Source organism: Pseudomonas brassicacearum, assembly GCF_003732175.1.
Taxonomy (GTDB): Bacteria; Pseudomonadota; Gammaproteobacteria; order Pseudomonadales; family Pseudomonadaceae; genus Aquipseudomonas; species Aquipseudomonas brassicacearum_G.
Window position 1 is genome coordinate 232,123 of record NZ_MOBI01000002.1, and the last position, 22,794, is coordinate 254,916.

18 protein-coding genes, 1 tRNA gene and 1 pseudogene are annotated in these 22,794 nt (G+C 60.4%); 8 read left to right on the forward strand and 12 right to left on the reverse strand.

Translation table 11 applies throughout. The annotated features are described in order from the left end of the window. Nucleotides 1-13 precede the first annotated feature (13 nt). The gene (locus tag BK658_RS02100) at nucleotides 14-2,638 is read right to left on the reverse strand and encodes an MGH1-like glycoside hydrolase domain-containing protein (RefSeq protein ID WP_123580746.1); all 2,625 of its coding nucleotides are present in this window, start codon (nucleotides 2,636-2,638) and stop codon (nucleotides 14-16) included. 140 nt (nucleotides 2,639-2,778) lie between these two features. Here BK658_RS02100 and BK658_RS02105 point away from each other — a divergent pair, with 140 nt between their 5' ends. Both BK658_RS02105 and BK658_RS02110 read left to right on the forward strand, forming a co-directional pair. Next, a complete protein-coding gene (locus BK658_RS02105) occupies nucleotides 2,779-3,642 on the forward strand; it encodes a LysR family transcriptional regulator (RefSeq protein ID WP_123580748.1) in 864 nt (287 codons plus the stop codon). Between the two features lie 112 nt (nucleotides 3,643-3,754). Beyond that, a complete protein-coding gene (locus BK658_RS02110) occupies nucleotides 3,755-4,909 on the forward strand; it encodes a sterol desaturase/SRPBCC family protein (RefSeq protein WP_123580793.1) in 1,155 nt (384 codons plus the stop codon). Nucleotides 4,910-4,986: 77 nt separating this feature from the next. On the opposite strand, the gene BK658_RS02115 is transcribed toward BK658_RS02110, so the two are convergent. From BK658_RS02115 to BK658_RS02140, 6 genes are all read right to left on the reverse strand, one after another. Then, entirely contained in the window at nucleotides 4,987-5,226 is a 240-nt protein-coding gene (locus BK658_RS02115) for an HP1242/YdcH family protein (RefSeq protein WP_123580749.1), read from the reverse strand. A gap of 243 nt (nucleotides 5,227-5,469) precedes the next feature. Then, the gene (locus tag BK658_RS02120; RefSeq protein WP_221178585.1) at nucleotides 5,470-8,568 is read right to left on the reverse strand and encodes an error-prone DNA polymerase; all 3,099 of its coding nucleotides are present in this window, start codon (nucleotides 8,566-8,568) and stop codon (nucleotides 5,470-5,472) included. After that, nucleotides 8,544-9,959, reverse strand: a complete 1,416-nt coding sequence (locus BK658_RS02125) for a Y-family DNA polymerase (RefSeq protein WP_123580753.1) — start codon at nucleotides 9,957-9,959, stop codon at nucleotides 8,544-8,546. The genes BK658_RS02120 and BK658_RS02125 overlap by 25 nt, the downstream gene beginning before the upstream one ends. A 7-nt stretch (nucleotides 9,960-9,966) precedes the next feature. Then, nucleotides 9,967-10,584: a translesion DNA synthesis-associated protein ImuA gene (imuA, locus tag BK658_RS02130; RefSeq protein WP_054596986.1), complete on the reverse strand. Its 618-nt coding sequence runs from the start codon at nucleotides 10,582-10,584 to the stop codon at nucleotides 9,967-9,969. Next, nucleotides 10,584-11,201, reverse strand: a complete 618-nt coding sequence (gene lexA / locus BK658_RS02135) for a transcriptional repressor LexA (RefSeq protein ID WP_123580755.1) — start codon at nucleotides 11,199-11,201, stop codon at nucleotides 10,584-10,586. The genes imuA and lexA overlap by 1 nt, the downstream gene beginning before the upstream one ends. Before the next feature lie 47 nt (nucleotides 11,202-11,248). Beyond that, nucleotides 11,249-12,166 (reverse strand): LysR family transcriptional regulator, encoded by a 918-nt coding sequence (locus BK658_RS02140; RefSeq protein ID WP_123580756.1) that lies wholly within the window; start codon nucleotides 12,164-12,166, stop codon nucleotides 11,249-11,251. A 105-nt stretch (nucleotides 12,167-12,271) separates the two neighbouring features. Between BK658_RS02140 and BK658_RS02145 the strand changes: the two genes are divergently transcribed. Further along, the gene (locus BK658_RS02145) at nucleotides 12,272-14,017 is read left to right on the forward strand and encodes an amidohydrolase (RefSeq protein WP_123580758.1); all 1,746 of its coding nucleotides are present in this window, start codon (nucleotides 12,272-12,274) and stop codon (nucleotides 14,015-14,017) included. A gap of 80 nt (nucleotides 14,018-14,097) precedes the next feature. Here the strand turns inward: BK658_RS02145 and BK658_RS02150 are convergent. Next, nucleotides 14,098-14,370 (reverse strand): annotated as a pseudogene (locus BK658_RS02150) (Gfo/Idh/MocA family protein); the annotation flags it as partial. A gap of 29 nt (nucleotides 14,371-14,399) precedes the next feature. Next, nucleotides 14,400-15,287, reverse strand: coding sequence for a Dyp-type peroxidase (locus BK658_RS02155; protein WP_123580760.1), 888 nt, complete (start codon nucleotides 15,285-15,287; stop codon nucleotides 14,400-14,402). Nucleotides 15,288-15,605: 318 nt separating this feature from the next. On the opposite strand from BK658_RS02155, the gene BK658_RS02160 reads away from it, so the two are divergent. Then, nucleotides 15,606-17,231 carry an NADP-dependent glyceraldehyde-3-phosphate dehydrogenase gene (locus BK658_RS02160; protein ID WP_123580762.1) on the forward strand — a complete coding sequence of 542 codons (1,626 nt, stop codon included), beginning with the start codon at nucleotides 15,606-15,608 and terminating at the stop codon, nucleotides 17,229-17,231. Nucleotides 17,232-17,294: 63 nt separating this feature from the next. After that, on the forward strand, nucleotides 17,295-18,341 hold the full coding sequence (locus BK658_RS02165; protein WP_123580764.1) for an FUSC family protein: 1,047 nt from the start codon (nucleotides 17,295-17,297) through the stop codon (nucleotides 18,339-18,341). Between the two features lie 7 nt (nucleotides 18,342-18,348). Here the strand turns inward: BK658_RS02165 and BK658_RS02170 are convergent, their stop codons facing one another. After that, complete coding sequence (locus tag BK658_RS02170; RefSeq protein ID WP_123580765.1) at nucleotides 18,349-19,242, reverse strand: DMT family transporter; 894 nt, start codon at nucleotides 19,240-19,242, stop codon at nucleotides 18,349-18,351. A gap of 133 nt (nucleotides 19,243-19,375) precedes the next feature. Here BK658_RS02170 and BK658_RS02175 point away from each other — a divergent pair, with 133 nt between their 5' ends. Together BK658_RS02175 and BK658_RS02180 are read left to right on the forward strand one after the other, a co-directional pair. After that, nucleotides 19,376-19,813 carry an Lrp/AsnC family transcriptional regulator gene (locus BK658_RS02175; RefSeq protein ID WP_019690796.1) on the forward strand — a complete coding sequence of 146 codons (438 nt, stop codon included), beginning with the start codon at nucleotides 19,376-19,378 and terminating at the stop codon, nucleotides 19,811-19,813. A gap of 56 nt (nucleotides 19,814-19,869) precedes the next feature. Continuing rightward, nucleotides 19,870-20,199: a YceK/YidQ family lipoprotein gene (locus BK658_RS02180; protein WP_123580768.1), complete on the forward strand. Its 330-nt coding sequence runs from the start codon at nucleotides 19,870-19,872 to the stop codon at nucleotides 20,197-20,199. Between the two features lie 64 nt (nucleotides 20,200-20,263). On the opposite strand, the gene BK658_RS02185 is transcribed toward BK658_RS02180, so the two are convergent. Beyond that, on the reverse strand, nucleotides 20,264-20,935 hold the full coding sequence (locus tag BK658_RS02185; RefSeq protein WP_054596977.1) for a Bax inhibitor-1/YccA family protein: 672 nt from the start codon (nucleotides 20,933-20,935) through the stop codon (nucleotides 20,264-20,266). A gap of 124 nt (nucleotides 20,936-21,059) precedes the next feature. Between BK658_RS02185 and BK658_RS02190 the strand changes: the two genes are divergently transcribed. Beyond that, a tRNA-Ser gene (locus BK658_RS02190) sits at nucleotides 21,060-21,147 on the forward strand. Nucleotides 21,148-21,555: 408 nt separating this feature from the next. Here BK658_RS02190 and BK658_RS02195 read toward each other — a convergent pair. Continuing rightward, the coding region (locus tag BK658_RS02195; protein WP_221178586.1) for a hypothetical protein at nucleotides 21,556-22,794 on the reverse strand (1,239 nt) is incomplete at its 5' end.

Consider the following 22,794-nt stretch of genomic DNA (forward strand, 5'->3'; position numbering starts at 1 on the left):
AATTGCGTGGCGTTCAGAGCAGCAACGCCACCAGCGCGCTCCAGCCGGTTTGATGGGACGCGCCGAGGCCGCGGCCGGTTTCGCCGTGGAAATACTCGTGAAACAACACCAGGTCACAGCTCAACGGGTCGGCCTGGAGCTGCGCGTAGCCGACCATAGACGGTCGGCTACCGTTTTCATCCCGCAGAAACAGTCGGGTCAAACGCTGACTCAAACTGTCGGCTACCTGGGCAAGCGATGCCAGATAGCCCGAACCGCTGGGGTATTCGACCGAAAAGTTTTCGCCGTAGTAGCGATGAAACTCACGCAACGACTCGATCAGCAGGTAATTGATCGGCATCCACAACGGCCCGCGCCAGTTGGAATTGCCGCCGTACAACCTCGAACCGGATTCCGCCGGTTCATAGTCGGCACACAGTTTGTTGCCATTGATCTGCATCCCGAACGGATGCTCGGCGAAGGCTTTGGACAAGGAGCGAACGCCGAATTCGGAGAGGAACTCGGCCTCATCGAGCATGCGCTTGAGCAAGTTTTTGGTGCGCTCGCCACGCAACAGCGCGAGCAGTATCCGATTGCCTTTTCCAGGCTCGGTCCAGCGTGAAATCAGACTCGCCAGGTCCGGCCGATGATGCAGGAACCCCAATAAACGCTCACGCAAACCCGGCAACCCTTCGTGCTCGTGCTGTTCCAGCACCTGCACCGCGAACAGCGGCATCAAGCCGACGATAGAGCGCAGGCGCAGTGGCTCGCTGGCCCCGTCGGGACGGTGCAGAACATCGTAGAAAAACTGGTCCTGTTCATCCCACACCCCTTCAGCGGCATCGTCCACGCGGTTGATGGCGCCGGCGATATAGAGAAAGTGCTCGAAGAACTTCACCGCGATGTCGACATACACCGGATTGCGCTTGGCCAGTTCCAGGGCAATCCGCATCAAGTCCAGCGCATACGCCGCCACCCACGCCGTGCCGTCGGCCTGATCCAGTTGAAAACCGGGTGGTAACACGGCCGAACGGTCGAACAGCGCAATGTTGTCCAGCCCGAGAAACCCGCCCTGGAACAGGTTGCGACCTTCGGCATCCTTGCGGTTGACCCACCAGGAAAAATTCAGCAGCAGCTTGTGGAAAATCCGCTCGAGAAAATCCATATCGCCGACACCGGTCAACGCCTTGTCACGCTGATACACCCGCCAACAGGCCCAGGCATGCACCGGCGGGTTGGCATCGTCGAAACGCCATTCGTAGGCCGGCAGTTGGCCGTTGGGGTGCATGAAGCGGTCTTTGACCAACAACAGCAGTTGGTGCTTGGCAAACCCCGGATCGATCAGCGCAAAAGCAACGGCCTGAAAGCCCAGGTCCCACGACGCATACCACGGGTATTCCCAGGTGTCGGGCATGGAAACGATGTCGGCGTTCGACAAATGCCGCCAGTGGGTGTTGCGGATGTGCAGCCGCCCGGGCGGTGGCGAGGGTTGTCCGGGGTCGCCGTCGAGCCAGCGATTGACGTCGAAATAATACAACTGCTTGGACCAGAGCAACCCGGCCAGTGCCTGACGCTGAACGTTACGTGCGTCCGGGTCCGTCATCTGTGCTTGCAGCGCCGCGTAATAGTCATCGGCCTCCAAGCGGCGGCGCTCGAACAGCACCTTGGCGTTGACCTTGGGCGAGACGGTCGGCGCAAAGCGCAGGTAGATGCATTTGCGCGCCAGCCCGTCCAGTTCGAGAACGAAATGCGCCGCGACCCGAGTACCGGCGTCACGTCGAATCGCCCCCGCCACACCGTCCACCAGATAATCGTTGATGCCATCCTTGAACGGGCCGTTGGCGGGCACACCGTCAAGTTTCGGATGATTGGTCTGGTTGTCGCAGAACAGCCACTCACACCCCTCCTCGCCCCAGGCACTGAGTTGCCTGTCCGCCAGCATCGGGTGCTGCGCCAGGACCGAGTCACCGGTCAGCGTCAGGCTGGGCATGTGCCTGTTACCGCCCCAACTCCAGGTGTTGCGCGCCCACACCTGGGGCAAGACGCGCAGACGCGCCGGCAGATCCGAACGGTTGTGCACGATGACCCGCATCAACAGGTCGTCCGGGCTGTGCTTGGCGTATTCCACCGTTACGTCGAAGTAGTGGTCGTCCTCGAACACCCCGGTGTCGAGGATTTCATACTCGGTATCGGAAAGGCCGCGACGAGCGTTCTCGGCCACCAGGTCGGCATAGGGAAACGTAGCCTGCGGGTATTTGTAAAGCATGCGCATGTAGGCATGGCTCGGCACCCCGTCGACATAAAAATACAGCTCTTTGACATCCTCGCCGTGATTGCCTTCGGCATTGTTCAGGCCAAACAGGCGCTCCTTGAGAATCGGGTCGCGCTCGTTCCATAGCCCCAACCCGACGCACCAGTGCTGGGCCCGGTCGCAGAACCCCGCCAACCCGTCCTCGCCCCAGCGATACGCCCGGCTGCGGGCGTGCTCATGAGTGAAATATGTCCAGGCATCGCCATCGGCGCTGTAGTCCTCGCGCACGGTGCCCCATTGCCGTTCACTCAAGTACGGGCCCCACTCGCGCCAGCACTCGGCCTCATCACCAACCAAACGTTGGCCTTCGACGGTGTCGAGAATGTTCGCGGCCGACTTTGCTGTCATGGGAACGTCCGTTGTTGTCCGGGATGGTTTGCAGTGTAGAGCGAGGATTCACCCCGGTGCACGCCACTTCCTGCTCATTCAACTCGAGTTCAGGCGCACGCTTGCTCTACACTGCGGGCTCTTCACCTCAGCGACTGCTTATGGACATCGATCTCGCCCGTACCTTTCTGGAAATCGTTCGCTGCGGCAGTCTTGCGGCCGCCGCCGATAAGCTGCACGTCACCCAGACCGCGATCACCGCTCGGGTGCAGAAGCTCGAAAGCCAGCTCGCCAGCACCTTGTTCGTGCGCAACCGCGCTGGCGCTCGCCTGACCGCGGATGGCGAGGCCTTCGTGGTGTACGCCAATCAATTGGTACAGACATGGGAAGCGGCGCGCCGGGATTTGCCGTTGCCGGAAGGCTACCGCAATGTGCTGCACATCGGCGGCGAGGTCAGTTTGTGCAACCCGTTGATGCTCAGTTGGGCCCGCGAACTGCGCGAGAAGATCCCCAGTCACGCCTTGCGCACGGAAATCCGTGACGGCGAAAACCTGCTGCGCCAACTGGAATTGGGCGTTCTGGATGCCGCACTGGTGTTTCAACCCGAGTACTGGCCGCAGCTGCAAGTGGAGCAACTGCTGGAGGAGAAACTCATCCTGGTGCGCCTGCCATCCAGGCCCGAACCCTACGTCTATATCGACTGGGGCAAAGAATTCCGGCGCCAGCACGACGCGGCGCTGCCGGACAAGGCCAAAGCCGCGCTGAGTTTCAACCTCGGCCCGCTGGCGCTGCAATACATCCTGCAAAACGGTGGCACCGGTTATTTCCGCACTCGGGTGGTTCAGACCTACCTCGACAGCGGCGTGCTGGAACGGGTGCCCAAAGCCCCGGAATTCAGTTACCCGACCTATCTGGTGTACTCGCGGGATCGCGACTCGGCGGTGTTGCAACAGGCGTTCGAGTTGTTGCGCGAACTGGTCAAGACCGACAGCGACTGGTCGCAGCGCTGGGATCCGTTGATCTGAGCAACATCCACACCCGTTCGGCGTGAATAGCTACCCATTCCCGACATCCATTGGCTGAATAATTTCTCCGCGACTAGTCTTTCGTTAATAACAACGACAACAGGTGATCGCGGTGAGGCAAACCACGCAGGCGTTTCGTGCCCGGTACCGGGCCGATATTCATCGGTTCTACAACCCATGGCTGCACGGCGGTTTTGTATTGGCCTTCGGTGTGCTGGGCATCACGCTGTTCTGGAGCACCATGCATCAGGTGCAACCGCTGGAGTGGCTGGCGGTACCGCTGACGCTGTTGTTTTTCAATTTCGCGGTCTACGTGGTCCACCGGCATCTGGGCCATCACAAAAAGGCCTTTGCGCGGTTGTTCTATGCCCGACACGCGGGCGATCACCACAGTTTTTTCGCCCCCGGCTACATGACCTACGATTCTGCGCGCGACTGGCGGGTGATTCTGTTTCCGGCATGGCTGATCGTGCTGCACAGCCTGGCGATCGCCCTGCCCGCCTGGTGGCTGCTCAAACACCTCAATGGCAACGTCGCCGGACTGTTCGCCGGCTGCATGATCCTCGGCTACCTGACCTATGAGGTGTTTCACGCCTGCGAGCATCTGCCGCCAGGCAATCCCGTCACCCGCCTGCCGTGGATTCGTCAGATGCGCCGCCTGCATGCACTGCATCACCGTCGCGAGCTGATGCAGGAGCGCAATTTCAACATCGTTTTTCCGCTGATGGACTACCTGTTCGGCACACTGTATTGGGAAGCCGAACCCGATCATTCGCACCTTCAAACACGGCGCGCGCCCATGACCCGCCTGCAACACCGGATCGACATCGAACGCGACCCGATCGCCGTGCTCGCCTACGCCAGCACCGCGACGCGTTGGCCTGAGTGGCACCCTTCATCGCTGAAAGTCGACGGCCAGCCAGGACCGCTGCACGCGGGGTCACGTTTTGAAGAGGATATTCATGCGGGTGGGCGGGCCGGGCATTTGAGCTGGGAGGTCGACGAGTATTTGCCGGGCCGGCGTTGGAGCGCTCGCGCTCAGGGTGATCATGGTCTGGAGTTGCAGCTGACTTATGAATGCGCCAGCGAGGGTGACGGCACGCGCTTCGTGCGTACCCTGGAATACCGCTTCAGCGGACGGCTGATGCGCCTGGTCAATCAACTGCTGCTCAAGCGGCGTATCGAGCGCGAATCGGCAGCCTCAATGCTGGCCCTGCGCGACAAGGTGCAACAGACGATACCGGCCCAGACAGGAGCAGTCGCCTGACGCGCAACACACCACATTGAATCAACGCGTGCATGCAGACTGCCGAACAGGGGGCGACACGGCGCCCCCCACGTTGGTCACGTTCTGGCAGAACCGTTCAATCTTTGGGATATTTCGTCTTTAATCGAAAGGCGCTTTTCCTTGAGCTTCCTTACTTCGTCATCTGCCTGAGCCTGGGCTTCTGCCTTTAGGACCCGGTTGTCGATTTCCGAATATTTATCCAGCAGCGCGTTCAGGTGAGGATCATTTGCACGCTTTTGCTGAATGACTTCCTTTGAGCAGCTCAGGTCCTGATACAGGTCATGATTCACCGGCATGGAACACCTCCGTTTGTTGATCGGTGGCGAACGCCTTTGCGTGCGCTCGCCAGTTATCAGAATGGCCTCGCTCGGCGGTTGCTGTCGACTATCAATCAGACCAGCGGTGCCCGTTGGTCGGACGTGTCGATATTGTCAGCGCCCTCACCCACCAGAATAGTCTCGTGTCCGCTGCGGTGTTGAGCACCGTGTGTCGGCAGCTGACGGGAAATCATCTTTGGCGGGCTTTAAGCCTCAATGATCTCAATGAAAATCCCGACTGTGAACACTGATGCCGTTGAGCAACGGGCTCAGGTCGCTCAAGCGTCCGGCGATCAGGTGCCGGACCTCGCCGACCTTTTCCCAGCGGCCGTCGATCTTGAGCAGTTGCGAGCCGATCAGGGCTTTGCGTTGACGCTCGGCGAGGTCGCGCCAGACCACGACGTTGATGTTGCCAAACTCGTCTTCAAGGGTCACAAAGGTCACGCCACTGGCCGTGCCCGGGCGTTGGCGGCCGGTGACCAGACCGGCGACGCTGACGTTGCGCCCATGTTCGACCTCCAGCAACTCCCGCGAACTGCGGCAACGTCGGGCACGCAACTCATCACGCAACAACGCCAGCGGATGCGGGCCGAGGGTCGTACCGACGCTGCTGTAGTCGGCTTGCAGATCTTCACTCACGGTCGGTTTGGGCAACACCACGCAAGGCTCTTCCTGGCTCGGCAACCCGGCGAACAACCCAAGTTGTTTCTGCACCCCCGCCACTTCCCAGCGTGCCCGATGGCGATCACCGGCCAACCTGCGCAACGCTCCGGCGTCGGCCAGTTGCTCTTGCGCACGAGCATCGAGTCGGGCGCGTTCGCCCAGGTCGGCGATGTCGATGAATTCGCCCTGCAAACGCGCTGCTTCGATGCGACGCGCATCGTCCTCGCGAAAGCCCTTGATCATCCGCAACCCCAGGCGAATCGCCGGTTGTTCGCCGTCAATCGGCTCCAGGCTGCAATCCCAATCGCTGGCGGCTACGTCCACCGGCTGGATCTGCAAATGATGCCGACGAGCGTCCTGGAGAATCTGGTCCGGGCTGTAGAAGCCCATCGGCCAACTGTTGATCAGCGCACAGGCAAACGCCGCCGGCTCATGGCATTTCAACCAGCAACTGGCGTAGGTCAGCAAAGCGAAACTGGCGGCATGGGACTCGGGAAAACCGTAGCTGCCAAAACCCTTGATCTGCTCGAAGATCTGCGCGGCGAACTCCTCTGTGTAACCGTTTTTCAGCATGCCTTCGCGAAGGCGCTTCTGGTGTGGTTCAAGACCGCCATGGCGTTTCCAGGCCGCCATGGAACGGCGCAACTGATCGGCCTCGCCGGGACTGTAGTCGGCGGCCACAATCGCGATCTGCATGACCTGTTCCTGAAACAACGGTACGCCGAGGGTGCGTTTGAGCACGGCCTCCAATTGCACCGAGGGATAGGTTTCCGGCTCTTCCTTGTTACGTCGCCGCAGGTACGGGTGCACCATCCCGCCCTGGATCGGACCGGGACGAACGATGGCCACTTCGATCACCAGGTCATAGAAATTCTGAGGTTTGAGCCGCGGTAACATCGACATCTGCGCCCGGGACTCGATCTGGAACACCCCGATGGTGTCGGCGCGACTGATCATCTCGTAGGTTTGCGGGTCCTCGGACGGTATCGTTGCCAGGCTCAGGTCTCGCCCGCGGTGGTAGCGCAGCAAGTCGAAGCAGCGGCGAATGGCGCTGAGCATGCCGAGGGCAAGTATGTCGACCTTGAGCAGGCCGACCATGTCCAGGTCGTCCTTGTCCCACTGGATGATCGTGCGCTCGGCCATGGCAGCGTTTTCCACGGGCACCAGGCTGTCCAGCGGCTGCTCGGAAATCACGAAACCGCCCGGGTGCTGAGACAAATGCCGGGGGAAGCCGATCAACTGCCGGGTCAGGCTCAGCACCTGGCGCAGTACCGGGCTGTCCGGGTCGAAGCCACCTTCGCGCAGGCGCTCCAGCGGCGGTACATCGTCGCTCCAATGGCCGCAGCAATCGGCCAGCGCATTGACCTGATCCGGCGGTAAACCGAGGGCCTTGGCCACGTCGCGGATCGCACCGGCACCGTGGTAAGTGCTGACCACCGCCGTCAGCGCGGCCCGCGTCCTGCCGTAACGCTGGAACACGTACTGCAAGACTTCTTCACGACGCTCATGCTCGAAATCGACGTCGATATCCGGCGGCTCGTTGCGCTCTTTGGAGAGGAACCGCTCGAACAGCATGCTCGTCCGGCTCGGGTCGATTTCGGTGACTCCCAGCGCGTAACACACCGCCGAGTTGGCGGCCGAGCCGCGCCCCTGACACAGAATGCGCTGGCTGCGGGCGAAGCTGACGATGTCTTCGACGGTGAGAAAATAACTCTCGTAACCGAGCTCAGCGATCAGTTTCAGTTCCTTTTCGATCAGCGCCATGACCGTGCTGTCCGGCCCTTCAGGCCAACGCCGGCACAGGCCCTGTTCGGTCAATCGACGCAGCCAGGAAGTCGGCGTCTGCCCTTCGGGCACCAGTTCACGCGGGTATTGGTAGCGCAACTGGCCGAGGTCGAAAGTACAACGTCGGGCAATGATCAGCGTTTCTTCAAGCAACCACGCTGGATACAGCTCGCGCAACGCCTCAAGGCTGCGCAAGTGCCGTTCGCCATTGGGATGCAAACGCTGCCCGGCGTCGGCGACCCGCACATGCAGACGAATCGCCGTCATGGTGTCCTGCAATGCACGCCGACCACGGGCATGCATGTGCACATCGCCGCTGGCCACCGCCGGAATCTGCAAGCGGGCAGCCAAGGCCTGCAAATCGGCCAGACGACGGGCATCGTTCTGTCCGCAGTGCAGCTCAACCGCCAGCCACAGCCGCTCGCCGAAAATACCTTTCAGCCAGGCGCCGTGCTCCAGCGTGTCAATCGTATCCGGCACCCATAGTGCCAGCAGACCGGGCAATGGCCCGTTGAAGTCTTCGCGCAGCACCCGGTACTGGCCTTTTTCCGTACGCCGCCGGGCATGGGTGATCAGCCGGCACAGGGCCTGATAACCCTCAAGGTTCTCCACCAGCAGCACCAGCTTGGGACCGTTTTCGATGCGCATTTCACTGCCGATGATCAACGGCAATTCCAGCGCCTTGGCCGCTTGCCAGGCACGGACGATGCCGGCCAGGGTGCACTCGTCGGTGATCGCCAGGGCTTGGTAACCCTGACGTTTGGCCCGTTCGAACAGCTCGTGGGCACTCGATGCACCCCGCTGGAAACTGAAGTTCGACAGGCAGTGCAGTTCGGCATAGTCGGCGCTCATGCGAACCAGCCTTGCAGCCACAGCGGTCCGGCCTCGCCCACCGCACGATAGGCCCAGGCCTTCGAGCCTGCGCGGGTTTCGATCAGGTAGTAATCGCGGCGCACGTCGGCGCCATCCCACCAGCCAGACTCGATGCGCTCCGGCCCCATGAGGATGCGCGCCGAGCCTTCGTGCATGGGCAATGGCTCGGTCAGCAACCAGCCGGGACGTTGTACATCAGGCAGCACCGGACAGGCCTGAGGCTGTGCATTCGGCAGCCAGGCACACTCCGGTCGATGATCGGACTGAAAACCCAGGCCCTGCACCGCCTCATCCCCGAGCCGCGCACGCAAGCGTTCGCGCAGTTGTTCCCAGGGCAAGGACTGTTGCGGGCGTTCGTCGAACAGCTCCCGGCGCTGCGGGACGAAACTTGGCAAATCCTGCGCCGACAGCCGAAAACCGCGCACCGGCGCCTCGACCTGCACCTGTTCCAGCCGACCACGGGCCAGTTCGAAGAGCATCGCCGGGTCGCGCTCGGCGCTCAGCAGGCCGACCTTGATCAGCGTATCCGGCAACCCGGTGTGTTCCAGGTGCAGATCAAAGCACTGCACACCGCTGTCCCGACCACAGAGGAACGCCGAAAGATCAGCGGTCAGCCGGCGCAAGGGGAACAGCAATGCCTGATGGGATTGCACATCGAAATTCAGTTCGATCCGCACATCGAAACGGTCCGGTGGCAGGTAAAACCCCAGGGCCAGCGGTCGCTCACCCAACACGGTATCAAGGTGCTTGAGCACTTGCGCTTCAAAGCGTCGGGCCAGGGTTTGACGCGGCAGCGTCTGAACCTGACTCAAGGTGCGCAAGCCCATGCGCGATAGTGCGGTGGCGACCGTTTGCTCAAGCCCGATCCGCTCGACAGGCATCTGCCCGAGCAATTGCCTTAGCGCGTCATTGTCCGGCACCGCCAGACCGTCGTAGACATTGGCCAGGACCCGTGCAGCCAGCGGGTTGGGCGCCGCGACCAGTCGATGGCGAAACCCCAGCGCCGTGAGCTCTGCGCGCAACCGCGCCTCGAACTGCGACCAAGGCCCGAACAGCCTCAGGCTCGACTCGATTTCAAACAGCACCGCACGCGGGTAATGCACGCTGACCTGGGAGCTGAAGCGATAGGCCCAGGCGGCGAGAAACTGCTGCCAATGCTCGATTTCGGCCACGTCATAGTCGGCGCTGACAAAGGCCTTGCTCAAGGCCTGGGCGGCGGTCATCGACTGGCCCGGGCGCAGCCCCAATGCTCGCGCCGGTGCATTGACCGCTTGCAACACCCGCCGCTGCGCCGGGCCGCTCAGCAGCACCAGCGGTTCGTCAGGATCGCTGCGCTGACGCAACACCACGTCCAGCGCCAACTGCGGGAAAAGGATACAGACCCAGCGCATGCCAACCTCACTGCCCCGTGGCGAAGGCAATCGGTGCCGAACGGGCCAGCCCGCCACGGCACTTGAGCACCCTTAACTGCGCGGGCCTTGAATCGATGGCGATGCGCAGGGCTGCCGGCGAAGGATTGATGGCGTCCTTGATCGAGCGATAGGCAAACGCCAGGGTCTGCCCGGTTTCCGCCGCCACCTGCAAACGGCGCAAGGCGCGGTCATCCGCCTGTTGCGGCCAGCACAACACCGCCCCGCAACTGCCTGAACGCAGGCATTGTTCCGCCGCCCACAGTGCCTCGCGGTCACTGGCCTGGATGATCGACAACTGCCGCAGATCCACCCCGGCGTTCTGCCAAGCCTGGGGATACGGCACATACGGCGGCGCTACCAGCACCACCCGCTCACCGGCGGTCGTCAGTCGAGCCAAGGTTGGCCATACCAGTTGCAACTCACCCACGCCCTGCCCGGCGACGAGAATTTCGCTCAGCGCCGCTTCCGGCCAGCCGCCGCTGGGCAAAGCCGCGTCCAGTGCCGCATGCCCGGTCGGCTGCGGGCTGATGCTCGGCGGCGCGGGCCGGCCTTTCCAGACCTGGCCACCATTGAACAGCGTATCCAGCGCAACGACGGCGCCCATCACCCTTGCCTCACCAGACCACAGAACACCCCTTCAATCGCCAGGTCCTGATCGGCGGTGACCACAATGGGGCTGTAAGCCGGGTTGCGGGGCAGTAACCGTACGCTGTCCCCTACCCGCTCAAAGCGCTTGATGGTGACTTCACCCTCAAGCCGCGCGACGACAATCTGGCCGTTCCGCACCTCGGCACTGCGGCGCACACCCACCAGATCACCGTCGAGGATGCCGTCACCGATCATCGAGTCGCCCTGAACCCGCAGCAGGTAGTCCGGTGTGCGCGAGAACATTGCCGGATCCAGCCACAAGCGGCTGTGAACCTCGGCATCGACGCCCATCGGCGCACCGGCGGCCACCCGCCCGAGTACCGGGATGTCCAGCAACTCGGGGCGACGCGGCTGATTGAGCAAGCGAATACCGCGGGCCTGATGCGGATTGACCTCGATAAAACCGGCCTCGGTCAGCGCCACCACATGCTTGCGCGCCACGCTGCGTGAGGCAAAACCGAACGCCTCGCTGATTTCAGCGAGGCTCGGTGACTGACCTTGTTGCGCGATGCGCTCGCGGATGAAGGTCAGGATGGCGGTACGGCGGGGAGTTAAAGTCGTCATGGAGTACATTTGTACTCCTTCCGGATTTTCCTGACAATAACCGCCAGTCGTAACGCTTAGCCCTGGCCGCGCTGCCGCAGAAAAACCGAAATGAAATCGATGAAAGCCGCCACCTTGGCAGTGGCGCGACGGTGACTGGGGTACACCGCCAGGATGTGCGAACCGAACGCGTCCGGATCAATCTCGTAGTCGGCCATCAACCGCACCAGCCGGCCATCCGCCAGATACGGCGCGGCACTCCACAGCGGCGCGTGCAGCAACCCGCGCCCCGCCAGCGCATTGGCCAACAGCAAGTCGTAATTGTCGCTTTTCAGGCGTGGCCGCGACGGCTGGGGCAAACTGAGTCGTTGACCGTCGCGCTCGACCCACCAGAATTCACGGCTCAGGGCTGCATGGCGATAAAGCAGCCAGTGATGCTGATCGAGGGTCTGCGGCGTCACCGGAATCGGGTTGCGCGCCAGATAATCCGGGCTGGCACACAGGGCCAGGCGATTCTCACCGACGACTCGGGCGATCTGTCCGGGCAGGTCGTCATGGCCTTCACGCAACGCCAGGTCGTAGCCGCTTTCGAGCAGATCGACGAACTCGTCGCACAGGTCGATGTGCAAACTGATTTGTGGGTACTCATCGAGGAAACTGGCGCACGCCTCATCGAGAAAAGCCCTGCCGAAAGCCAGCGGCGCGGTGATTTTCAGGGTGCCCTGCAAACCATGCTGCAACTGCAGGATCTCTTCGCTGACCTCTTGCAGACGTTGCAGCACCTGGCGCGCGGTCTCCAGATAAAGCCGTCCGACCTCGGTCAACAACGTGCGGCGGGTGCTGCGCTCGAACAAGCGCGCACCCAGCTCAGCTTCCAGATGACTGACCGCTTTGGTCAGCGCCGACGGGGTTTTGCCCAGTTGCTGCGCGGCACGGCTGAAGCTGCCGTGCTCTGCGGTCGCGACAAACATTTTCAAGGCACTGAGCGTGTCCATGGTTTTTCCATTCAGGCAAAAGGGTTTTGCTGGTTTCAGGTGTTCTGTCCAGCGTGCCAAGTCACTAGTCTCGCTGCCAGACGAATAAAAACAAGGCATCCGCGCATGAATAGAGTTATCCCGACACTCCTGGCGTGTGCCGTGGCTTTTTCCTCGATGGAAGCCATGGCCGCCGCCGATCTGGTGTTGATCAACGGCAAGATCTTCACTGCCGACCATGCCCAACCCAAGGTCCAGGCCTTGGCCGTGCAGGACGGCAAAGTGCTGCAGGTCGGCAGCGACGCGCAGATCAAGGCGCTGATCGAGCCCTCGACCCGGGTCATCGATCTGGCAGGCAAAACCCTGATGCCCGGCCTGATCGACAGCCACTCACACGCGATCTTCGGCGGCCTCGAACTGGCCTCGGCCAATATGGAAGATGAGCAAGTCAGCCTCGACGAACTGGAAAAACGCCTGCGCGGTTGGCGTGACGACGGCAAGGCAAAACACGGAGATGTGTTGAGCATGGCCGGGATGAGTTCAACCTACTGGGCGCAAGCCGAGGCTTTTTCCCAGCGTTTCAACCAGGGTGAATGGATGCAGGTGCCGATCGTGTTCATCGGCAGCGACCACCACACCGCCTGGGCCAACAACGTGATGCTCCAGCGTGGCGGAATCGATGCTGCGTTGATCAACACCCTGCCCGCCGCCGAGCGTGACACCATCGGCCGCCTGGCGAATGGCGCGCCCAACGGTTTTCTGGTGGACGCGGGTTGGGACCGGGTCGCTTCGGTCATGACCAAAGCGAGTCCGGTGGACCTGCTGCGAGCCGCCCAGGCCGCGCTGCGTTACAACAACAGTCTGGGCATCACTGCCTGGATGGACCCGGCCGCGAACGCCGCGCCGGGGGAACCGGTGTTCGCCCTCAAACCCACGGAAAAAACCGTTGGTGTCTTGCCGGTGTACAAGGCGCTGTCTGAAACCGGGGCAATGAGCGCGCACGTCGCGGCGCTGTTGGTGGCCAACCCGCGAAGCCGCCCGACCGATCTGGACACGCTGGACACAGTGCGCAAGCAGTTCCAGGACATCCCGAACCTGAGCTTGCCCGGCATCAAGATCTTCGCCGACGGCGTATTGGAATTTCCGGCGCAGAGCGCGGCGCTGATCGACCCCTACACCAACTCGCACAAACAGGGTGAATTGCTGATTGATCCGGCGCATTTCGGTGAACTGGTCAGTGCCGCCGACCAGCGTGGCTGGTTGGTGCACATTCATGCCATTGGCGACCGTGCAGTGCGTGAGTCGTTGAACGGGATCGAGCAGGCACGCAAGGATCGGCAAAGCGGCGTGACCCACTCCATCACCCACCTGCAACTGGTCAACCCCAAGGAGTTCGCCCGCTTCAAGCCACTCAATGTGATCGCCTCGATGCAGTTGCTCTGGGCCTCGGCTGACGAGTACACCCTGGACATGATCAAGCCGTACGTCAGCGCGCTCGCCTTCCGCTATCAGTACCCGGCGCACTCATTACTCAAGCAAGGCGCAACGATTGCCGGTGCGAGTGACTGGCCGGTGTCATCGCCGAACCCGTTCAATGCGATGGCCCAGGCCATCACCCGTGTGGGGCCCAAAGGCGTGTTGAACGCCGCTGAGGGTATCGACCGCGAGACCATGCTCTACGCCTACACCGTCAACGCCGCCCGCACCATCGGCCTGGAACAACAGATCGGTTCACTCCAGCCCGGCAAGCAGGCGGACTTCATTATCGTCGACCGCGATGTGTTCAAGGTCGATGAAAAAGCCCTGCACGACACTCGGGTACTGAGCACCTGGTTCGCCGGCCGCGAAGTCTACGTCTCCGCTGCAAACTGAAAAAAAGCCTGTCCGCACTGTTTACGCTGGAGGTCGGCCTGACGTTGCGATGAGCAGCGATTGACTTGGCTTGCGTCAGGTTTGCCGGCCGCTGCGACCAGCAGACTGTAGGCATGGTGACTGTCGGGAGGCGTTGCAATGTACACCGCGTCCACTTCAGGGTCGGCGATCAGCGACTCGGCATCGGTGTAAAACCGTTCGATGCCATGGCGCGCGGCATAGTCCTGCACCGCCTCCAGCCGTCGCCCCATCACCGCCACCAGCGCCGAACCCGGCGCCTTGTAGAAGGCCGGGCCGCTCTTGCGCTCGGCGACACTGCCGCAGCCGATCATTCCCCATCGCACGACGTTCATCGCCTTCTCCCTGTGTCGATGTCCAGTCTTCAGACGATGTTCAGTGTGCGCAGATCCAGCTGACCATTCTTGAGCGGCGGGCACCAGTAGTAGCCGCCGGTGATCGGCCGGCTCATGCGATACAGACCGTCAACGACGCCGTCTTCCAGGCCACTCATGCGGCGCAGTTGGGCTTCGAAGGCATTGAAGGAATGACCGAAGGCCAGGAACATCAGGCCGGCACGATCACCTTCGATCCACGGCATCGAGCGGCGCACGATGAAGGCTTCGGGGGTGAAGCTTTCCTGGGCCGTGCGTTTGACGTGAGCGGAGATCGGCGCGTCGTCGAGTTCTTCGTTGTCGCTCTTGCGGCGACCAATGATGTTGTCCTGCTCATGGGACGGCATCGCACTAAAACCGTTCAGGTCATGCTGCCACTGCTGGATCGCGGCGAAGCTTCCACCCACCTGACCGTTCTCACCCTCAGCCACCAGCGCTGCGGCAACGGCGGCTTCGTCATGGGGGTTTTCGGTACCGTCTTCATAGCCCGTCAGGTCGTGGCCACTCATGTGACGGAAGGCTTCATTCATCTGCACCAGCCGCAGCGCTGGAGCCAGCGCGACTTCAAGGGCACGGCTGCGGTTAAGCAACTCGCCGCGATCCTCACCGTGCAGCCAGCACCACAGCGCGTGCTGGGTCGAAGGGTTATCGACGCCAACGCCGATCATCGCCGGGAACGGTCGCAGCCCCGCGACCTTCGCGCCCAGTGCATTGACCAGCGACTTGCCAAAACCCACCACTGCCGACTTGCCGTCCACCTGTTTCATCAGGTTTTCGAGCGCAGCCGGCAGAGCTTCGGCGGATTCGAGAGCGAAAAACAAATGACGTGCCTGAGGCGGAACGGGGGTGGCAAGGATGCCCGGCTGGTAGTAACTCATGAGAACTCCTCTGGAAAGGCATGAAGTTTACCCGGCACGCAACGATTTGTGTGTGTTGAAAGGCGCAAGAGCGGTGCAGACACGAAACTGTGCTGCTGTAGCTAAAATCCCTCGTAGCCGCTACCGAAACAATCTGATAAAACGATTCAGCAGTATTGATCATGGCGCACATCCTATGCCGAGCCAAAAGCGGTATCAGAATGATTTGTAACCATAGCCGTCATTCCTGAAAAAGACACGGCTGACAGGTCTTGACCTCGTGGCAGTGTCTGGCGATAAAACCTTATCCGCATCACCCAATCCAGACGGGGTAGCGACATGAGCACAGCAAACATCCTTGGCAACCTGTTCCCGACCGCCCACGACATCCCGGAGCAATACCGTCTCGACGGGCAGACCGAGCAACGCGAATACCTCGTCGATGGCGTCCTGAAAATCTGGAACGGCCCTCTGGCAATCGTCCGCAGCCCGGTCTACCTGACCGGCGAAAATGGCGATGAACAAGTCATTCTCGGCAGCACGCCATTGCTCGATGCCGACACCGCGCTGACCGCCCTCGACGCCGCCGTCCGTGCCTATGATCGTGGTCAGGGCAACTGGCCAACGATGCGGGTGGCCGAGCGGATTCAGCATGTCGAAGCGTTCCTCGCCCGCATGCGCGAACAGCGTGAAGCGGTGGTCAAGCTGCTGATGTGGGAGATCGGCAAGAACCTCAAGGACTCGGAAAAAGAGTTCGACCGCACCTGTGATTACATCGTCGACACCATCAACGCCCTCAAGGAACTCGACCGTCGTTCCAGCCGTTTTGAACTGGAACAGGACACGCTCGGCCAAATCCGCCGCGTGCCGCTCGGCGTTGCCCTGTGCATGGGGCCTTACAACTACCCGCTGAACGAGACTTTCACCACGCTGATTCCGGCGCTGATCATGGGCAACACCGTGGTGTTCAAACCGGCCAAGCTCGGCGTCCTGCTGATTCGTCCGTTGCTGGAAGCGTTCCGCGACAGCTTCCCGGCCGGGGTGATCAACGTGATCTACGGCAGCGGCCGCGAGACCGTCAGCGCGCTGATGGCCAGCGGCAAGATCGACATCTTTGCCTTCATCGGCACCAACAAGGCCGCCAGCGACCTGAAGAAACTTCACCCGAAACCACACCGCTTGCGCGCCGCCTTAGGCCTGGACGCGAAGAACCCCGGTATCGTGCTGCCTGAGGTGGATCTGGACAATGCGGTCAGCGAAGCCGTCACCGGTTCGCTTTCGTTCAATGGCCAGCGCTGCACTGCGCTGAAGATCCTCTTCGTTCACGAGCAAGTGGTCGACCGTTTCATCGAGAAATTCAACCACAAGCTGGCCTCGCTCAAACCCGGCATGCCGTGGGAAAGTGGCGTGTCGCTAACCCCGCTGCCGGAGTCGGGCAAGGTCGATTACCTACATGGTCTGGTGGACGATGCCGTGAGAAAAGGCGCCAAGGTAGTGAACGAAAATGGCGGCCAGGCACGCGGTTCATTCTTCTATCCGGCGGTGCTGTACCCGGTGACCACTGACATGCGTGTCTATCATGAAGAGCAGTTCGGCCCGGTGGTGCCTATCGTCCCTTATCGTGACCTGGATACGGTGATCGACTACGTCCTCGAGTCAGACTTCGGACAGCAATTAAGCCTGTTCGGCACCAATCCTGCCGAGGTTGGGCGGCTGGTGGATATCTTTGCCAATCAGGTTGGGCGGATCAACATCAACGCCCAGTGCCAGCGCGGTCCGGACACCTTCCCGTTCAACGGGCGCAAGAATTCGGCCGAAGGCACGCTGTCGGTGCACGATGCGTTGCGAACATTCTCGATCCGCACGCTGGTGGCGACCAAGTTCCAGGAGAGCAACAAGGAGCTGATCAGCGACATCATCCGCGGACGGGAGTCGAGTTTCCTCACCACCGACTATATTTTCTAACACGCACACCGAGGACACCCTGCGAACCCGATGACATCCTTTCGATCATCTCGATTGCCTCCGTTGCTGCGCCGGCTGCTGCGTCCGCTTCTGGACCCGTACCGGCGCTATCGCAACGCCAAGCTGATCCACGCCGTTCGGGTGTCTCTGGGGCTGTTGGCGACGATTCTGCTGACCACCGGGATCCACCTGCCCCATGGTGAATGGGCGTCGGTAACCATGTTGGTGGTGATTGGAGGTTTGCAGCACCACGGCAATATCGGCAAAAAAGCCGCCGAGCGCGCATATGGCACGCTGATCGGCGCAGGCGTGGGTTTGCTGCTGGTGGCGCAGCAGGCCTGGCTCGGCATGCCGTGGCTGACTTACTTCGGTATGTCGGTGGTCTGCGGGTTCTTCTCCTACCACGCAATTGGCAAGGGTGGTTACACCGCGCTGTTGTCGGCCATCACCGTATTCATCGTTGCCGGACACGGCGACAACCCGGTGACTGACGGACTCTGGCGCACAGTCGATATCCTTATCGGGATCGTCCTGGCCCTGGCCTTTTCCTTCGCGTTGCCGCTGTACGCGGTGTACTCCTGGCGCTACAAACTCGCCAGTGCCTTGCGCGACTGCGCGAGTATTTACAGCCGGATCATCAGTGGCCAGTCGGTCACTGATGAGCACTACCTCAAGATGCTCAGCCGTCTCAACGGGATGATGGTGCAACTGCGCTCGTTGATGCCGTCGGTGTCCAAGGAAGTGCGAATGTCCATGACCGAACTCGACGCCCTCCAGCGCAACTTGCGGATGTGCATCAGCACTCTGGAAATCCTCGCCAACACCCGTCCCGATGCAAGCGACGAACAGGCCATGGCACAACTGCAACTGGCGCTGAAAGCCGAGCACCGGCAGGTTCGCGTTTTACTGATTGGCATGGCCCGGGCGTTGCAATCCGGTACGACACAACGCCTGGAGCGCGCGACCGATGAAACCGCACCGCAGACCGCCATGGGCACCCCGGTCTACAGCGCTTTGGACGGTTACCGATTACTGACCCGACAACTGACCGCCAACCTGAATGACATGCGTCAGCGCTTGGTGAAGACTGCGCCGCGCTGGAAAATCTGAGCGCCGGTCACTGCGTCGCGACTTTACGAACACCATTGCCCCACCCCTGTTGCATACCGGCAGCGGCCAGCAGAATCGCGACCACGCCGATCCACTGCAACAGTTCGAGGCGATGGCCGAAGGCGAACCAGTCTACGAAAATCGCCGCAATCGGGTAGATAAACGACAGTGCGCCGGTCAGCGCCGTCGGCAGTTTCTGGATCGCGCCGTAGAGCAGCACATACATCACGCCGGTGTGCACGATGCCCAATGTCAGCAAACTGGCCCAAGCGCTGGGTTGTTGTGGCAACGCGGAAAAATTCGCCCAGGGTGCAAGCAACAGCACGCCGGTGCAGACCTGTATCAAGGCGATCAAATGCGGCGGTGTGCCGGTCAGGCGTTTGATGATCAGCGCGGCAAAGGCATACAGCAGTGCAGCACCCAAGGCCAGTGCGATCCCCTGCAGGTATTCACCGCCCCCCGCTCCCTGCTCGCCATGCGCACTGACGATTGCCAGCATCCCGAGAAAAGAAACCCCGAGCCAGAACAGCTTTTGCGCGGTGATCTTCTCGCCGAGAAACAATGCTGCCAGACCGACCAGCATGAACGGTTGCACGTTATAGACCGCAGTGCCGATAGCAATCGACGCTCGTGAGTAGGAGGCAAACAACAGCACCCAGTTACCGACAATCGCGACCCCGCTGAGCACCGCCAGCAAAAATGTGGTGCGGCTCAGAATGCCCGGGCGCAGAAAGCCGAACACTGCGCAAATCAGCAGCAAGGCCGCAGCGCCGAACACGCAGCGCCAGAACACCACGTCCAGCACAGGCAGGCCGGAAATCAGCACGAGCCATCCGATAGTTCCGGAAATAAGCATGGCGGCGGTCATTTCCAACGAACCACGACGCAGTGTTTTATCCATGATCAGGCTCCTCGATATGAGCCCAAAGTATGCCAATCCAGCGCGGCGCTACTCCAGCATCAAATGCAGGCTAAACTGCCAGTTCACCTTTTTTATCAAGGCAGATTCCAGTATTTGCCTAATCGGGGGTTGTATGACCGACGACATTGACCAACTGCTGATCGCAGCCCTCATGGAAGACTCCCGACGCTCACTCAAGGCCTTGGCACAGATCAGCGGCCTGTCATCACCCAGCGTCGCCGAGCGCCTGCGCCGACTCGAAGAGCGTGGCGTGCTCAAGGGCTACACCGTCGACATCGATCCCAAATGCTTCGGTTATCAATTGCAGGCCATCGTGCGTATTCGCCCGCTGCCCGGTCAGTTGCAGAATGTCGAACGGCAGATCCAGGCCATTCCCGAGTTCACCGAATGCGACAAGGTCACCGGTGATGACTGCTTCATCGCGCGCCTGCACGTGCGTTCGATGGAACAGCTGGACACCCTGCTCGACCGCCTCAACAGCTATGCCGAAACCAATACTGCAATCGTCAAGAAGACCCCGGTGAAACGGCGGTTGCCACCGATGGCGTGAGTGCTGTTTTTTTTGAACGGTGTAGGTTGAGGGTTTTCCGGCGAAGGATTGGCGGTATGAAAGCTCAGGCGATGTTATTGGCGGCACTGACGCTCGTGGGGTGCGGCACCCTCCAGACAGTGGTGCGCCATGACGATGCCGCCATAAAGAGCCTCAAGGAACAGAAAAGCTACTGCGGCGCCGTCCCTCGAATCTACAGCGGCGTGACCTACGATTTCTGTACGCTGTATGCTCCCCTGCGCTCAGGCGTCGACGTGAAAAAATACGACAACGCCACGATTATCGTCTTGATAGACGCCGTTATTTCCGGTGCTCTCGACACTGTATTGCTGCCCTATACCATTTACCGGCAACAGGCCGATGGCAGCATCATCGTCACCGAGTGAGCCCTGCCCGAATGCCAGACAACAAAAAACCCGCCGTAGCGGGTTTTTTGCTCAAGGCTGGCGATCAGTCATCGCGGCCCATGATGCCGAACAGCTGCAACAAGCTGACGAACAGGTTGTAGATCGATACATACAGGCTGATGGTCGCCATGATGTAGTTACGCTCGCCGCCATGAATGATGGCGCTGGTCTGGAACAGAATGCAGACCGAAGAAAACAGCACGAAGCCCGCGCTGATCGCCAGTTGCAGACCGCTGATCTTGAAGAACATGCCCGCCAGCGTCGCGCCCAGCAAGACGAAGAAACCAGCGGTGATGAAACCACCGAGGAAGCTCATGTCCTTGCGAGTGATCAGCACATAGGCCGACAGACCACCGAATACCAGTGCGGTCATCGCGAAAGCCGAGCTGACCACTTCAGCGCCGCCTTGCATGCCCAGATAACGGTTGAGAATCGGCCCCAGCAGGAACCCCATGAAACCGGTCAGGGCAAACGCCGACACCAGGCCCCAGGCCGAGTCACGGAGCTTGTTGGTCAGAAAGAAAAGCCCGTAGAAGCCGATCAGCACCACAAACACATTCGGGTAGCCGACACGCATCTGCTGAGCGACGAACGCCATCACACCGCTGAATGCGAGCGTAAGGGCGAGTAAACCATAAGTGTTGCGCAGGACGCGGCTAACCTCTAGCTGCTCAGCCTGCACGCTGTTATTAACTGCGTAATCCTGTTCGCGCATGGCGACACTCCTGTTGGTTTGAAACGTTCAGTCGCAAAGATCATAACAGACGCTCTGTAACAAGCTATGCAGAGAGTTTGACAGTGTGTTTCATTCAGGTATTATGGCGCCCGCAACGCAATACGGAGGTGTGGCCGAGTGGTTTAAGGCAACGGTCTTGAAAACCGTCGACTGTAACAGGTCCATGAGTTCGAATCCCATCGCCTCCGCCATATTTGCACCTAAAGGCCCCATTTTATGGGGCCTTTCTGCTTTCTATAGCTTCTGTTCCCCCACCTGTTCCCCCACTCTCTTTTTGCGTGATTTTACTCTACTGCCCTTTAAGGGGCATTGATGTAGCAGTGTGAGCGCTAGACAAAGAAAAACTCCTCAAGGCGCATGGCGTGCGCGGCCTAACCATCTGCGGCCTTACGGCTGCGGTCAGTCAGTACGCTATCGTCGTCATGCAGCAACCCTGTATTGAATAGCTATGGATGTCGGACAGGTGCCGGTGCACAGCAAGGCTGGCCCGCCCTGCCAGTTCAAAGCTGGCCCGCCTGGGCGCGCTGCGGCTTTTGCGAGCAGCCCATGCCGCCCAAGGAGCACGGCGCCTGCCAGAGAAGGTGTCGCATGACCTGGTTTTAATCAGCCCCGGTCTTAGCCTCCAATCGACGAGCCTTTTCTTCCTCTATAACGTCCCCAATATTTCGGGGGCGCACGCCTATGCTGGGCGGGCTTGGTGTTGCTGCCTGGGCCCTCTGGGGCGGCCTGTCTGCCTCGAAGTGGGACGAAACACTCGCATTGGGCTGTGCCTCCACCCCTTCACTAACAGGATGATTGCCAAATGGGCTGGCGCTATCGCTTACGAGTGCTGAGCTGGGCTCTGGCTTTGCTTCTAGAGCCTGTTGGCTCTGAGGTGCTGGGTAAGCGACGGGGCTCTCATCAATTATCACCTGGGTGCGAGCTGGCTGCGTCGGTGTACTGCTGTCGGTCTCTGCTGCTATATCTTTCGATGCGTGGCGGGTGAAGTGTTTTTCTATCATGCCTAGCCCAGACTCCATGGTTATCAGGCGCTCCAGGACTTGAGGTCGTGTCAGATCGTGCTTTTTGGCTAGCTCATCAAGGAGGTCGATTGCTGTTAACGAGAGCTCGACGTTAACTTGCTTCTTGCCCGCCGCCATTGTCCGTTCGCCATGCTGCTTTTTGCTCCATCGCTGCTTGATCTCCTTGATGATGGCTTTCTGGTCGGTGGGGCCATACTCCGCTTGATCGAAGAACATAAGTAGTTCTTGGTGGTTGCTAATAGGCTCCCGTAGCGAAAGTAGGGATAAACGATTTTTTTTCAGCCACTCCCAGGCACATTTGCAGCGCTGAGCTCCTTCTTTTTTGTCTTCAAACCACTCGAAATCACTGTCCCCTGCCTTGTGCCTAAGCCAATCCTTGCGAAGGCGTGTGATTTCGTCTGCTTTATCTGCGATATCGACATGCCAGAGATCGAGCATGGCGATGAGATGATTTCTGCCAGTGAGATGTACCAGTCCTCGGGGCAGTCCTCGAGAGCGTCTCAAGTCAGTGATGTCTTCGATCTTATGAAGCAGCCACTGATACTGCCGTTCACCTCCGTCAATCCACTTGAGATGGTCATCTGGGACCATAAACCGGTCTTTCTCCCGCTTTATCCCCTTAAGCATGTGGGTATTTCGCTTCAAAAAGTGGGCGATGGCGTCCCTCATGGTAGTGCCATTGCAAGTGGCGGGATCTAGGCCGACCTTTTCGTGATAGTTCAGGCATAGCCATAGCCAAATGTCATGACGATTGTTCTGTTTCGACTGCGGATTCCACGCCATCCGGCCACTCATTCCACTAACATCCGGCCACCT